Below are 15,149 nucleotides of genomic sequence, written 5' to 3' on the forward strand. Positions count from 1 at the left end.
GGCTTCGGGTTTAGTATAATTTATGTTAAGCTAACAATTATTTAAACGCGAAGCTATACATTTGCGGGCTATGAACATCCGCCCCCTATTTATAGCACTAATTTCCAGTTTTTTAGGCACCGCAGCAGCAGCGCAGTCACTTACCGCCAACCGAGGCCACAGCCATAACGATTACCGCCAGAACATACCCTTTTTGCAGGCTTATTTTGCCGGAGCAGGTTCTATCGAGGCCGACGTATTTTTTATGGACGGGCAGCTGTTTGTAGCGCACGAAAAAAACGAGATAGCCCCCGGCCGTACTCTTACCGAATTATATTTGAAGCCGCTCGCGGCCATGTTCAGCAAAAATGGCGACAAACCTTACGCCGATTCTACCCGGTCGTTACAATTGGTAATTGACATTAAGGAAGATCGCGCGCATGTGATTCCCGCGTTAATTAACGCGCTGAAACCATACAAACAAGTATTTAATAATCCGGCCAATAAACACGCCGTAAAAATAGTTTTGAGCGGCGATATGCCCGAACCTGCCGATTTTAAACAATACCCGGATTATATCAGTTTCGATGGTCGCCCATACAATACCTACACTGCAGACCAGCTAAAGCGTGTAGCCATGATAAGCGACGACCTTGGCGAATACACCAAGTGGAATGGCAAGGGCACGCCGACCGCGCCGGATTCGGCCAAATTGCAGGGCCTTATCAATGCCGCGCACAGCAAAGGCAAACCCTTCCGCTTCTGGGCTACGCAAGACAGCCCCAATACATGGATAAACCTGGAGAAAATGGGTGCCGACTGGATCAATACCGACCATCCGCAGCAACTGCACGATTTTTTGGTGAACCGCGCCAAACTCGAATATATTAATCCCGGTCCGGCATACCCTGTTTACCGCCCTACCTACAAAACCGACGGTGCCAATAAGAAGATCAAAAATGTAATACTATTGATTGGCGACGGCATGGGTTTGGCGCAAATACAAGCTGCCTTAACCGCCAATCACGGTCAACTAAACATGCTGCAATGCCGTAACATAGGCCTTTCACAAATAAAGGCTGCCAATAGCGACAATACCGATTCTGCTGCCGGGGCCACGGCAATGGCCAGCGGACAAAAAACCAACAACCGTTATTTAGGTATGGATAGCCATGGCAAACCGCTAACCCGCCTGCCCGATACACTGGCCCATTACGGTATAAAAACAAGCATTATCAGCTGTGCCGATATTACCGATGCCACCCCCGCTGCATTTTACTCGCACGTGCAAGACCGCGAGCAATCGCTTAACATAGCCGCCAACTTTTTGGATAGCCACGTGGATATCCTGATAGGATCGAACCAAAAGAGCTTTTTTGAGAATACCGATAAGGCACTGGTAGATAAGATTGCCAAAAAAGGCTATCATGTAGCCAAAACAATGGACGAATTGAAAGCATCGAACAGCGACAAACAGGTTATCCTGCTGAATGATGCCGAAACACGCCCGGTTAAAAATGGCCGTGGCGATATGCTTAAACAATCGGTATTGCAAAGTATCCGTTTACTGGCAGGCAACAAGAATGGCTTTTTTATGATGGCCGAAGGCGCGCAGATAGACTACGGCGGCCATGCAAACGACCTTCCTTATGTAATTACCGAACTGCACGACTTTGACCAAACCGTTGGCGAAGCCCTAAAATTTGCTGACGAAAATGGCGAAACCCTTGTAATCGTTACTGCCGACCACGAAACCGGCGGACTTACCCTGCTGGATGCCTCGACCGCCCAGGGTATGGTGCTCGGCAATTTTAGCACTAACGATCATACCAGTATTAGCGTACCCGTATTTGCCTACGGCCCGCATTCGGCAGAGTTTAACGGCACTTATCAAAACACCGAAATCTATCATAAGATATTGAAATTGATAACTGCGGGGAGATAAACTACTCCTGTTTTATTTTTATATTGGATGAAATTAGGTAGGGGCGGATATGCCAATTTGCTGGCGCACGCGTGCCGCGTGTGACGCTTTAAGTCTGAAAGTGTTAAGGCACACGCGGCACGCGTGCGCCAGCGAAGGTGCGTCAGCGAGGATGCTGTCAACATAAATACCCTTTAATTACCACAATCTATCATTTGCGTACTTTTATAAAATATAGTATACCTTCCTGTCCTTTTACTATCTTCCTTTCGTCATCAATACTAAAAAAGAAATCCGCACTATCGGGAACAGAAGAACTTAAGAACCACAGTCCCTTCGCAACAAATTTATTGTCGTTGATAACAAAGGTTACTTTAGGGTTTTTGAGCGAAAGTATTTTTTCAAATTTCCTATCGTTCAAAACCTGTAAGTTCACATGCATTGTATCGTAATTAATGATGTATTCCTTTGGTTTTAAAACTACCGTCTCCGTTTTACTTATAAAAGTAACATTGTAATTTTTAGGCTTAAAAGGGATTATTATAACTGCTATAAAAATTATTAATGCTTTTAACTGTCCCATCGTGATAAGGTTTTAACAGAATAACTAATACTTCTTATTTAAATGTCCGTTAATTACCCGGAATAAAAAAATAACCTGATATTTAACATCTAACCTAACGATAAATTAAATTATGGGTGTAAAATTTGGTGCTTCTATCCTGTCGTGGATACCTCCTTTGTGGACTGCCGAGGGTGGTTTGTATGCTATTGAAAAAACGGCGGCCGCAGGTTTCGACGTGCTGGAGATCTTGTTGCCAAGGGCTATGGATATCGACACGCGCACAGTAAAAGCGCAGCTAAAACAGCATGGCATCGAAGCTATTTGTTCACTGAACCTGTCGGCGGCTCACCATATTCCCTTTCGTCCTAAAGAAGCTACCTCCCTCATCAAAACCGCTTTAGATAAAACCGCCGAACTGGAGGTAAACCTTTTAGGCGGCGTACTGCATGGCGGTATCGGTGTATTCAGCGGACATGCGCTTACACCCCAAGAAGAAGATATTGTTTGCGAGGTGTGGACCGACGTAGCTCATCACGCCGCAAAACTGGGTATCGATATAGCCGTTGAACCCATTAACCGTTATGAAAGTTATGTATGCACCACTGCTGCCGACGTGCTGCGACTGGCCGAACGTACCGGCGTTGCCAACCTGGGTGTACATCTGGATACCTTCCACATGAATATTGAGGAAAGCAATTTTTATGATCCGGTGATCAGTGCCGGTTCAAAACTCAAACACCTGCACATGACCGAAAGCGACCGCGGCATGCTGGGCGAAGGTAACGTACACTGGGATGACCTTTTCCGTGGATTGGCGGATATTAACTATTCGGGAGCTTTGGTGCTTGAAAATTTTTCTTCATTAGTGCCCGGCATGGCCGAAGCCGTAAGCCTGTGGCACCCGTCAAAATATGATGCCGACGCGTTGGCAAAAGGTAGTTTGGAATTTATGAAAGTGAAGGCAGCGGAGTATGGGTTGTAAGCTATAAATAAGGATCGGGATTTGATTCCCCCCAAACCCCGATCCTGAATCCACACAACTTACAACCCAAAACCTACAACTTACCACCCTTCGCCCACTTATTCAATAAGGTTATCGCATCAAATAATACGCCTGCTTCGCCGCGGAAATCGCCTGAACCTTTTGGGGCGCCGGTTTGTACATCGTACCATTCAAAAAAGCCTTTGTTGGCTATAGCTCGGTTAACCATCGGGACGATGTTTTCGTAGGCTTCCTGCGGCATGTTGTATTTAAGCAGGGCTTCGGTCATGCGGCCGCCAAACCATGTCCAGTCGCCACCGTTTTGGTAAACGTAGGGATGATCGTTCGGATATTCTTCTTTAGGGTATGGCGGGTAAACCGTCATGCCGATGGTAGCATATTTCTCTTTGGCGGCCATAGCGATCAGCTGCCTGTTGATCTCCTGTACCTCGGCACGGGTATTAAAACCGGCCAAAATAGCGCAGATAGAACCGCCACTGTAAATGATCTCATCCTCGTTGAACGATTTAGAGAACGGACTGCCATTAAGGTAAATATGCGGTTTGTATTTCTGTTGTTTAGCCATCCACAAGTGCTTGCGTACGTTGGCCTTTATATTTTGTGCTACCATACCCCAATTGCGTTGGGTTTTATATGATGCAGGCTTGAACGACAGGAAATTGTTGATAGCGATAACAAACATGGCATTATCGTAAATATCAATAGCCCACTTGGTTTTTTGGTTAATGGCTACACCCCAGCCGCTTTCGGCCTGTACATCGCCCCAGTCAATAGTGGTAGCGCCGGTAACCAGGCCATACTTTGCCGACCAGCGGTCTTTCATTATATAGTTCATGGCATCCTCTATGCGTTGCAATACAATGCGGTCGCCAATTTTTTCGGTAAGGATGGTTTTGTCGCCGGTTACGTCGATATATTTTTTTATGGCTTGTATCAACGACGATTCCTGGTCGGTTTCTACCGTGTTTTTGTGCGCGGCCCAGCCAGGCAACAATTTTGAATAGCGATACTGGTAGCCCACGCCTGCTTTGGCACTGTCAACCACACCATCCACAATATTACCGTCGGTGCCCTGTATCTGAAAAAACATCAGCAACATCTTTTTTACTTCCTCTTTCGGATGCGCAACCAGCGAGCCCTTGATGAAGGTATTAAAATCGCGGATCCATACCTCGTTATAAGAAGTACCCGCCGAAAAGCCATTCAGCAGCTTTTTTGCACGCACGGTAATGGTATCGAAATCTTTATTTTCAACAATGGTTTTAGCCAGTTGTTGGTTATGCTTTACTTGCGCGTTAGCACTAAAACAAAGGCAAAATAAAATTGCCGGGATAAGTAGTATACGTTTTTTCATTTACAGCGAAGATTAAACTAATTGGTTGATAGCTTACAGATCGCTGTAAATGTATGTACATATAATAATACTTGCAACTGTTATTATACTTTTTGTGTAGATATGGTTTTAATCACTCCGTTTATTTTAACCTTTACCTTGCTGTTTTGTGGGTTAGTGATATGATAATAAGTTATTTTACCATTTTTCCAGCGCATATCAATAGTGAAGTTTCCGCGTGCTTTTATGCCTTTAACTTCGCCGGAAGGCTTCCATATATCAGGTATGGCAGGCAGTAATTCGATATAGCCCGCGTGACTTTGTATCAACATTTCGGCAATGGCAGCGGTGCCGCCAAAGTTACCGTCTATTTGAAACGGCGGCCCGGCCGATAGCATGTTGGGGTAAATACCGCCGCCATCGCCATAGTTCATGAAAGTGGCCAGGGTTGGCGATATAAACTGGTTGAAGAGCTTGTACGCCCGGTTACCATCGTGCAGCCGTGCCCACCAAAGCATTTTGTATACGATAGAAAAACTTGGCCCATCGTCGCCGCGTGCTTCCAGCGTTTTCTTGCTTGCCTCCGCCAAATCGGGCGTGCTTTCGGGGGTGATGAGCGGGGCAGGATACAGGCCATACAGGTGCGAGATACAACGGTGATGCGGCTCCAGTTCTTTGTAATCTTCCAGCCATTCCATCAGTCGACCATCTTTGGCTATCACTCCGGTAGGTGGTATCTTTTTAAGCTGTGCCGATAGCTCATTGCGTAGTTGGGCATCTACCCCTAAATCCTTAGTGGCGGTGATCACGTTATTGAACAGCTCACGGATGATCTGGTTATCAATAGTTGGCCCCATGCAAATACTGGCGTGGGTATCGGTGCCCGGCACATAAAAACCATTCTCGGGCGACGACGATGGCGAGGTAACCATCCACCCGGTTTTAGGATCGTGAATGAGCATGCTGTTGTAAAACTGGGCGGCACCTTTCAGTATAGGGTATATATTACGCAGGTAGGCTTTATCATTTGTAAACTCATAATGCTGCCAAAGGTTATCGCACAACCAGCCCGAACCTACTTTGGTAATACCCCATGAAGCTGCTTCGCCGGGTTCGGTAAAGCCCCATATATTGGTAATTACGTGCGCTACCCAGCCATCGGCATTATAATAAGCTTTGGCGGTTTTCTCGCCGTTTTTTACCATGCCCTGCACCAGTTCAGCCAAAGGCAGGTTCAGTTCCGATAGGTTCGATACTTCCAGCGGCCAGTGGTTCATCTGTACGTTAATATCGAGGTGATAGTCGCCCGTCCAAGGGGTTACTATCTGGTTTGCCCATAAGCCCTGCAAGTTGGGCGGCAGCAATCCTACACGTGTACTGCTGATGCTGAGGTAACGGCCATATTGGTAAAACAATACCGGCAAGCCATTATCGGCATTGGGGTTAGCGTGAAATTTCTTTAAACGTTCGTCTGTAGGAATACCCTGCATATTATCGGCACCCAGGTTTAGCGTTAACCTGTTAAACAGTTTTTGGTATTTGGCGATATGCAATTTCTTTTCGGTAGCATAAGGTACTTTCATAGCGGCGGCAAGTATTTTGGCGCTGTTCTGTTTGTACAAAGGCTGCTTCAGATCGGTTGCCGCGGATAGGTAGATGATCACTTCCGTCGCGTCCTTAATGTTCAGCGATTGGGCATCAGCGGACAACGTACCGCCTTTCAGCTGCGCTTTTACCCGGGCAATGTATTGCATGCCCTTGCCATCAATACCGTTATCCAACTGACCAAACATTTGCAGCTCGTTTCCCTGCGTGGCGGTAGTCGCCCTTTCGGGGCGGTTCATTTCTATCCTTAAATTCAACTGCCCCGGTTTGTCCGCCGTCAGCCTGATCATATCCGCGTCGGTACCGAAACTGGTGAAATATTCGCGTTTGTACTTTACCCCGTTTACAGTAAAACGGGTGGTGGCTATGGCGTTATTAACGGATAGGTCGCGATAGTAATTTTGATACTTTACAGCAGTATCCGCACCTTTATAACTGAACGATAATTCGAGATTCCCCAAAGTTTGGAAACACCCATAATTGGCACCCTCTGATCCTTTGCCGGTACAGATGAAATCCTTATTGATAATATCCTGCGCTTTATCGTTCTTGCCTTCCAGCAATAGTTGCCTTATTTCGGGCAGGCGTTTATAGGCGTTGTAATTATTGGCATCCTGCGGCGCGCCCGACCATAGCGTGATATCGTTCAGCGTAATTCTTTCGTGCCGCACGCCGCCGTCGGGCATCATACCTAAACGGCCATTGCCCAGCGGCAGGGTTTCTTCCCATTGGGCCGCGGGTTTGGTATACCACAATTTTAAGGGCGAATTTTGGGCGTAAGCGTTAATAAAACATGCGCATACCAGTAGCAGAAAACATAAACGTTTGGTCATATAGCCTGAATGAATTTTCGGTTTAATAATTTATTCAATATTACGCTAAGGCAGGTAAACGGGCTTTCACAAATACAACTATTATTTGCACAAAACCGACCAGCTTATACTTATGATTTGCATATTTGCTACATTGCGTTTATATAAAGCATGAACAAAAGCATATTACGATCAACGTTTTCATTACTCAGTACCGATCATGTCCGCTTAAATAAAAGCTGGAATTATAAGAATGTAACCAGCACTTTTTACCGCCTTTACCTGATAGATGGCGGCGAAGGCAAGCTGTACAATGCTGCCGATACCGTGAAGCTTGAAAAGGGCTACCTGTACCTTGTGCCCAGCTTTACCACCTGCAATTATTATTGCGATAATTACTTAAGCCAGTATTATATCGCCTTTATTGAAGAGTCGGCAGATGGGGCATCGTTATTTTCGGCCAATAAAAAGATCTTTAAGCTACCCGCGAGTGCTTATGATGTTGAATGTGTAAAACGTGTATTACAGCTTAACCCTAACCGCAGCTTGCATGCTTCCTACAATCCATCGGTATATGAAAAACGCCCTGTGCTAAAAAGTTACCACGAGCTCAATAACAACACACTTACCTCGGCCTATATGGAAACCTGCGGAATTTTGCTGCAATTACTCTCCCGTTTTTTAACGCCCGATGTTTTCAGGGTGACAGATAAAAGCGTTATCCATTCTAAAATTGCGGATGCCATTAACTACATTCAAACCAACCTGCAAACCAACCTTACCGTTGCGGATCTGGCTACAAGGGCCAACCATAATGCCGATTATTTTTCGCGGTTGTTTTACGAAAATACAGGCGAGCGCCCGTTAGCTTATATTCAGTCGAAAAGAATTGAGCGGGCACAGTTGCTGCTCATTACCACCAATATGCCGTTCTACGAAATAGCCGCCGAAACCGGTTTCGAGAGTCTCTCTTATTTCTCGCGGGTATTCAAAAACATTACCGGGCAATCACCGGGCGGGTATAAAAAGGATAACCTGATGGTGTAAAAAAAAACCCTGCCTGCGTAATAATAATACCGGCAGACAGGATAGTAGTGATAGAGGAATAATTTAATACGTTATGGCATCACGACCAAAAACCCTGCGTTTTTATTTGCGATGATGAATAACCCTGCTGCTTAAGCATTTTACGCAACTGTGCTACCATGGTATTGTTACCGGCCAGGTAGAATACTGTATTTTCCAGACTGTAATATTGTTCAAGTACCCATTCTATCAGGCTATGGTGGCCGTAAATATCTTTGCGCGGCACGGGTTGCAATGGCGACTTAAAGTATTCGCCGAACTGCTGGCGGTGATCTTCGTTACCCATTACTACCGCTCCCGAAAAACGGGCGACCGGCAATACCATTTGTTGCAGGGCCAGCATGTGGCCAAGGCTGCTCTCGTCGCCAAGGGCAATAACTGCCGATACAGGCTCGGGGCTGTGGTGAGTAAAACCAACTGTTTTAAGGTAGCCTATGATATCGCCTTTGCTTAAACCTTTGGCCCAGTTACTGCCGGGTCCGTTGTGGGCGGCATCAACAAAAATGGTGCAGGTATTGGTTTCGGCATCCCAGCCCGATGGGGTATAATCGCGGAAGGTTAGGTCATCAACCCTGAATTTGATGTAGGGTACCTCGTCCCACTGCTGCATGTTAACAAGAGGTAAGTGCAGGTCGATCTCCACAAGGGTAGATGGCTCCCACTGCCTCACTTCAAGTACGGTACCGCTTTGCAGCAATTTATGTTCGAGGAAACGGCTGGCCGTTTTGCGTATTTTATGTAAAGTGGATGTTTCCATGTGTGATAAATTTAATATCACAAAGAAAGCGCATAAGCACTTCGTCAACAATGGCACACTTAAGGTAATGATTGGACTATTTGCGGTAATGCGTTCTGAAAGCTAAAGGAGTACTTCCCTCGGCCTTCTTAAAAATGCGCGAAAAATAGGCATGATCTGTATAGCCTAAAGCATGCGCTATCTCTTTAACATTCATCTCGCTGTAATAGAGTAAGCGCTTGGCTTCCAGCATTACTTCGTGCTGTATCCAGTAGCTTACCGATAGGCCGGTCACCTTTTTTAATGACTCATTAAGGTAACTCTCGGATACATTCAGTTTTTCGGCATAAGCTGATGGACTTTTAAGCGTACGCAGGTTTTCTACCAGTAACAGTTTAAACTGCTGCGCCAACTCAACCGGTCGCGATATGGTGATGCCCTGATTGCTCGAACAGCTAAAGCAGCCGGCAGCCATCCCCAAAAACGATTGCAGCAGCGAGTGCATCACTGGCAGGCAAAAAGGTTGTTTCTCATCCTCCGCGTATTTTTCAAATAGTAAACCAAGCACCTCGCGGCATTGGCGCAGCTGCGTATCATTTAAAGCGTAAGGTTGCTGCAAGAAAAGCTGATTTTCGAAGATCTTTCGGTAATCGGGTGGTATCAGCAAGGTATCTATCGCCATAAACCAGCCGCCTGCTACTACATTATTAATGCGATGATGCACCTGTCCGGGTAAAACATAGTACAGGCAGGGTGGCGAAAAGCGGATCTCGTGGAAGTCGATCATCAGCGAAGCATCGCCGCTTTCTACCAGGAAAAATATATAATGATCGTCGCGATGGGCACCGAGTGTTTCGGACTTGTAATGCGAATCACCGGGAACAAAGTGAAACAGTTCCATCCCGGAGGTGGCCCTGTCTTTTAACTGATGTAACGGGATATCTTTCATGTAGCGCTCAAATGTAAATAATTGTTGTGAGTTGTGAGGAGTTGTAAGTTGTGGGTTGTAAGTTGTAGGAAAATTGACAAGCAAAAACGAACACATGGTGTAACGTTTCCGAACGAATATTGTTGATTAATCACTATTAAACTATTGTCAATTAGACTTTTATATTATTGGCACGAGTTTGAATGGTATTGGTAACGTTGAGGTAAAAGCTTGTGAATTAAACCGATCTTTTAAAAAAGCATCATCATGTTCAAAACCTATTTTAAACTCGCTTACAGAAATATAACTAAGGATAAAGCTTATTCTATTATTAACATAACGGGATTGGCGATAGGCTTGGCATCGAGTATATTGATATTGCTTTGGGTGCAAAATGAACTGAGTTACGATAAGTTTCACGCCAATGCCGGGCAGATCTATCGCATAGCCTGCGATTTGGGCGACTCAAAAACAGTGGGAACCCCGGCAGGTATGCCCGCAGGTTTAAAAGCGGAAATGCCGGAAATTACAAATACCGTCCGCGTGCAACCCAGCAACACCATGCTGCTGGAAACAGGCAGCAAAAAGTTTGAAGAGGAAGGGGTGATCTATGCCGATGAGAGTTTTATGGATGTGTTTTCGTTCCCGCTGGTAAAGGGCGACCGGGCTACTTCCTTAAAGCAGATAGATGGCGTTTTAATAACCGAGGCCATGGCCGCAAAATATTTCGGCACCGACGACCCTATTGGCAAGGTAATACGGAAAGACAATAAAGAAAACGTAATAGTGACAGGTGTGCTGGCGAATGTACCTGCCAACTCCGATCTGCAATTCGATTTCGTGCTCCCGATGACCTCATTGGCAAGAACCAATAACGACGTGAAGAATAGTGTATGGAGTAATTTTAATTTTTACGATTACGTACAGTTAGATAAAAGTTTTGATGCATCAGATGCCAATTTAGCAAAGCTGGAAAAGCAAATTGACGGCATATTTAAAAAACACGACGAAATGAAGGCCTCATTTCAACTACAACCACTGACCAAAATACACCTCGCGCCCGAAAAACTGGGTGATATGCCGGGCCACGGCAACGCGCAATATGTGAGCATATTTTTCATTATCGCCATTCTAATACTGGTGGTGGCCTGTATCAATTTTATGAACCTGGCTACAGCGCGTTCGGCACGCAGGGCCAAGGAGATTGGTTTGCGTAAGGTAGCAGGCGCGGTAAGGGGGCAGCTCATCTTCCAGTTCTTAAGCGAATCGGTATTTATCTCGTTCCTATCTTTAATACTCGCGGTAGTTATAGTTAGTTTCTTTTTACCGGTATTTAATGAGTTGGCCAACAGAAAGCTAACCATCAATATAACCGATGCCAAACTTTGGCTAAGCCTTTTCGGTATTGCCCTGTTAACCGGGTTGATCTCTGGCAGCTATCCGGCCTTGTTTCTTTCGGGCTTTAACCCGGTTAAGGTGCTCAAGGGAAATGTGAAGTCGATGGGCGGTAATTTACTGTTCCGCAATACTTTGGTAGTAGTTCAGTTCATGGTGTCTATTGTATTGCTGGTAGGTACGGTGGTGATCTATAATCAGCTTAAATTTATGAGGGAACGCAACCCCGGTTTTGAAAAGGCCAATTTATTATATGTGCCGATGACGGGGGATATCTGGAATAAGCAGCAAGCGTATCAAACCGAATTAAAACAAAACCCGCTTACCAGCGATTTTGCCCTGATTACCGATCTGCCCCTTAACCTGGGCGGTTGGACCGTAAGTGTTGACTGGAACGGTAAAGATCCGCACTCACAGATAGCCGTGCCTGTGATGGCCGTTAATGAAGATTTTGTGCGCACGTTCAGGATGAAAATGGTAGCTGGCCGAAGCTTCTCTCGGGCATTTAAAACCGACTCGAACAATTACATGGTAAACGAAAAGATGCTGAGCATTATGGGCCTGAAAACGAGTGATGCCATAGGTAAACCTTTAACGCTATGGGGCAACAAGGGCACCATTGTTGGTGTTGTGAAAGATTTTAATTTTAAACCCGTCCAGCAAAATATAGAGCCGTTAATTATGCCTTTTAATAAGATAGGCGGCTATGCGGTGGTGCGCACATTACCGGGCAAAACCAACGCTACGATAGCGGCTTTAGGCAAAATAAACGCGGGGCTCAATCCTGCGCATCCTTTCAAATTCGACTTTATAGACCAGCAATTATCCAACCTTTATAAAGGCGAGCAGCAAATGGGAAATATTTTTAACCTGTTTGCATTGCTTGGTGTTTTTATATCTTGCTTAGGGTTGTACGGCCTGTCGGCATTTATGGCCGAACAGCGTACAAAAGAGATTGGCGTACGTAAAGTATTGGGCGCATCAGTACTGAACCTCGTATACTTATTGTCTTTAGGCATTACCCGGTTAATCCTGATCGCTATAGTTATAGCCATCCCGCTGTCATGGTACGCGGTGAACAGTTGGCTGGCTGGCTTTGCTTACCATATACATGTAAGCTGGTTAGTGTTCTTTATAGCCTCCATAGCCGCGTTAGGCATTGCCTGGCTTACCGTAAGCTACGAATCAATAAAAGCCGCCATTGTTAACCCTATTAAGAGTTTAAGAACGGAATAATGTTTGAATGCTTTGTTGGGGGTTTTGTGAAGCGTATTTTAATTGTTTGGACTCACCCCGCCTACGCTTCGCTGGGCGACCCTCTCTGCTACGCAAAGAAGGTTGATGGAATTTTATATTTAGCTGCTGCTGTATAGGCAGACAATGTTAGAGCTATTAAGCACTTACAACCCAAAACTCATAACCTACAACTCACAAAAGCCTCTCCGTTTTGGAGAGGCTTTTCTATGTTATTCCTGGTCGCCTTCGATAACTACGCCCATGGAGCAGAATTTATCTATGCGTTCGGTTACCAGTTCGTCGATGTTTTTTTCTTTGAGGGTTTTCAAATCCTTCAGCAATTGCTTTTTAAGGATGGCTGCCATAGCAACGGGATCCTGATGAGCGCCGCCAAGCGGTTCTTTCACCACGCCGTCAATTAACTTATTTTTCAGCATTTCGGTTGAGGTAAGCTTTAATACCTCTGCCGCGCGCTCTTTATTCTCCCATGTTTTCCACAGGATGGTTGAGCAGTTTTCCGGAGAAATTACCGAATACCATGAGTTATCCAGCATCAACACCCTATCGCCAATGCCTATACCCAATGCACCACCCGATGCACCTTCGCCAATAATAACGCAAATGATAGGCACTTTAAGTACCGACATTTCTAACAGGTTACGGGCAATAGCCTCACCTTGTCCGCGTTCTTCAGCTTCAAGACCCGGAAATGCTCCCGGTGTATCTATCAGGGTAACTACAGGTTTGTTAAATTTTTCGGCCAGTTTCATCAGGCGTAAAGCCTTACGATAACCTTCGGGGTTAGCCATACCGAAGTTGCGGTACTGGCGCTCTTTAGTGTTACGGCCTTTTTGGTGACCGATGATCATTACTGTTTGGCCATTGATGGTGCCAAAACCGCCTACGATAGCTTTATCGTCGCCAACGGTACGGTCGCCGTGCAGCTCAATAAAATCATCGCAAATCAGCTCAATATATTGCAGGGTGTATGGTCTTTCCGGGTGACGCGAGATCTGTACCTTTTGCCAGCCGTTAAGGTTGCCGTACACTTCCTTTTTTGCTTCTTCAAGCTTAATGTTAAGCTCTGCCAGCGTAGCCGACATATCCAGTTTGTTCTTATCTTCTATCTGTGTAACCTTATCAATCTGCGTTTGCAGTTCGGCTAAAGGTTTTTCAAAGTCAAATGTGATCTTCATACAATTCTTTCCGGGGCAAATTTAAGTAATTGTAATGGCATATTGTTATTTACCGTTAAGCAAACGTTCAAACTTGCTTATCTGTTTGGGTGTCAGCAAACTTTGCACCTTTACACATGCCTGTAAAATGGCATTGCGCAACTCGCCATGGTATATACCATAGCGGTTAGTGAAGAAGATAATGTTGCCGTCGTTTGCTTTTTTAGTGCGGAAAAGGCTGTCAATTACCCGCTCATTTTTAATGATGAAGCTACCCATTTCTTTCTTCTTGCGGATGAGTTCGGTATTGATAGTCGTAAGCTTTGTTACCTGCTGCGGACTAAGATCAAGCTCTTTCTTATAATCGAGTATTTTACCTGGTGACGGATAATGGTTAAGCTCACCGGCCAGTGCCATATCGTATACATCTTCGCCTTTCAGCAGGGCATCATATAGCTTCAGGTTCAGTGTTTTTACCGGCGATCGTGTTGCCGAGCTATCAACAATAGTTTGCGCGTAACCTGCTGAAGCAACGGCCATCAGCATAAAAGAAAATAGTGGTTTCAGCATAGATGTTTTTTTTTTTGCTTAAACGGTAATAGGCCGAAGGTAGTATTTATAGCGATATATGTTTAGCCTGTAATCAATTTAAAACAAAGGAAGAGGTATCATTAATCGTAGATGCTTATTACTTGTGTTTTGTATATCATGTAATTATTTTCGTCGTTTCTCTGCCAATTTACCTTGATAACATCATAGTCCTTTCGTTCGCCTTTTTCGCCACCAATCACCGGAAACATAAATTCCCAAAAGAATTTTTCCTGTCCTTTATCATAACTAAAATGCACGGTATATCCTTTTTCATTGAATTTAAATTCAACTGCTTTTTTTAAGACAAAGTATTCTACAGACTTTACATCCCTGAACTTGTTTGTCGCCGGATGAGCGCGCGGCCAGTTAATATGGAGAACCTGGCCATATTCATCCAATTGAAGAAAAATGGTATATAACTTTATTGCAGAAAGTGTGTCTTTCAGCCTAAAAACAAGGTCATACTTAGGTATAATACCGTATTTTCGATTTAAAGCATTTGAATCTGCAAAATACTTTTTAAGGTTTACTATTTGGCCGTCCCGAAATGTAATGTATGGATAGAAATCTCCAAATGTTGATCTCATGATCCTATCTACGTTCTTATTTACTTTAGGGGGCAATTGGCTGAGCAATGCTATCTTTTTAGAAAAGCCTTTATACGAGTATGAAGTAGCATCTTCATAAACCTCCATCTTTTGCTGGCATGTAGCGTTGAAACTACATGTGGCAAATAATACTATGAAGAAGCAGGTTTTAATCATGTTATAATTGATTTAGG

General features: G+C 44.8%; 12 protein-coding genes. 4 read left to right on the forward strand and 8 right to left on the reverse strand.

Translation table 11 applies throughout. The features are described from left to right. Nucleotides 1–70: 70 nt before the first annotated feature. Nucleotides 71–1,924 (forward strand): alkaline phosphatase, encoded by a 1,854-nt coding sequence (locus tag ABD894_RS19680; protein WP_345212786.1) that lies wholly within the window; start codon nucleotides 71–73, stop codon nucleotides 1,922–1,924. 190 nt (nucleotides 1,925–2,114) lie between these two features. On the opposite strand, the gene ABD894_RS19685 is transcribed toward ABD894_RS19680, so the two are convergent. After that, entirely contained in the window at nucleotides 2,115–2,486 is a 372-nt protein-coding gene (locus tag ABD894_RS19685; protein ID WP_345212787.1) for a hypothetical protein, read from the reverse strand. A 112-nt stretch (nucleotides 2,487–2,598) separates the two neighbouring features. On the opposite strand from ABD894_RS19685, the gene ABD894_RS19690 reads away from it, so the two are divergent. Next, the gene (locus tag ABD894_RS19690) at nucleotides 2,599–3,450 is read left to right on the forward strand and encodes a sugar phosphate isomerase/epimerase family protein (protein ID WP_345212788.1); all 852 of its coding nucleotides are present in this window, start codon (nucleotides 2,599–2,601) and stop codon (nucleotides 3,448–3,450) included. A 73-nt stretch (nucleotides 3,451–3,523) separates the two neighbouring features. On the opposite strand, the gene ABD894_RS19695 is transcribed toward ABD894_RS19690, so the two are convergent. Next, nucleotides 3,524–4,825: a glucosidase family protein gene (locus ABD894_RS19695; protein ID WP_345212789.1), complete on the reverse strand. Its 1,302-nt coding sequence runs from the start codon at nucleotides 4,823–4,825 to the stop codon at nucleotides 3,524–3,526. Between the two features lie 83 nt (nucleotides 4,826–4,908). Then, nucleotides 4,909–7,242, reverse strand: coding sequence for a glycoside hydrolase family 95 protein (locus tag ABD894_RS19700; protein ID WP_345212790.1), 2,334 nt, complete (start codon nucleotides 7,240–7,242; stop codon nucleotides 4,909–4,911). A gap of 150 nt (nucleotides 7,243–7,392) precedes the next feature. On the opposite strand from ABD894_RS19700, the gene ABD894_RS19705 reads away from it, so the two are divergent. Continuing rightward, nucleotides 7,393–8,268, forward strand: coding sequence for a helix-turn-helix domain-containing protein (locus ABD894_RS19705; RefSeq protein WP_345212791.1), 876 nt, complete (start codon nucleotides 7,393–7,395; stop codon nucleotides 8,266–8,268). 79 nt (nucleotides 8,269–8,347) lie between these two features. Here the strand turns inward: ABD894_RS19705 and ABD894_RS19710 are convergent, their stop codons facing one another. Both ABD894_RS19710 and ABD894_RS19715 read right to left on the reverse strand, forming a co-directional pair. Next, nucleotides 8,348–9,064 (reverse strand): SIP domain-containing protein, encoded by a 717-nt coding sequence (locus tag ABD894_RS19710; protein ID WP_345212792.1) that lies wholly within the window; start codon nucleotides 9,062–9,064, stop codon nucleotides 8,348–8,350. 76 nt (nucleotides 9,065–9,140) lie between these two features. After that, entirely contained in the window at nucleotides 9,141–9,992 is an 852-nt protein-coding gene (locus ABD894_RS19715; RefSeq protein WP_345212793.1) for a helix-turn-helix domain-containing protein, read from the reverse strand. Between the two features lie 246 nt (nucleotides 9,993–10,238). Between ABD894_RS19715 and ABD894_RS19720 the strand changes: the two genes are divergently transcribed. Continuing rightward, nucleotides 10,239–12,602, forward strand: coding sequence for an ABC transporter permease (locus ABD894_RS19720; RefSeq protein ID WP_345212794.1), 2,364 nt, complete (start codon nucleotides 10,239–10,241; stop codon nucleotides 12,600–12,602). 230 nt (nucleotides 12,603–12,832) lie between these two features. Here the strand turns inward: ABD894_RS19720 and ABD894_RS19725 are convergent, their stop codons facing one another. The 3 genes from ABD894_RS19725 to ABD894_RS19735 all read right to left on the reverse strand — a co-directional run bounded on the left by ABD894_RS19725 (nucleotide 12,833) and on the right by ABD894_RS19735 (nucleotide 15,132). Further along, nucleotides 12,833–13,798 carry an acetyl-CoA carboxylase carboxyltransferase subunit alpha gene (locus ABD894_RS19725; protein ID WP_345212795.1) on the reverse strand — a complete coding sequence of 322 codons (966 nt, stop codon included), beginning with the start codon at nucleotides 13,796–13,798 and terminating at the stop codon, nucleotides 12,833–12,835. A gap of 45 nt (nucleotides 13,799–13,843) precedes the next feature. Further along, entirely contained in the window at nucleotides 13,844–14,347 is a 504-nt protein-coding gene (locus tag ABD894_RS19730) for a hypothetical protein (protein ID WP_345212796.1), read from the reverse strand. Between the two features lie 101 nt (nucleotides 14,348–14,448). After that, complete coding sequence (locus ABD894_RS19735; RefSeq protein WP_345212797.1) at nucleotides 14,449–15,132, reverse strand: hypothetical protein; 684 nt, start codon at nucleotides 15,130–15,132, stop codon at nucleotides 14,449–14,451. Nucleotides 15,133–15,149 lie beyond the last annotated feature (17 nt).

This window comes from Mucilaginibacter gynuensis (genome assembly GCF_039541195.1).
Taxonomy (GTDB): Bacteria; Bacteroidota; Bacteroidia; order Sphingobacteriales; family Sphingobacteriaceae; genus Mucilaginibacter; species Mucilaginibacter gynuensis.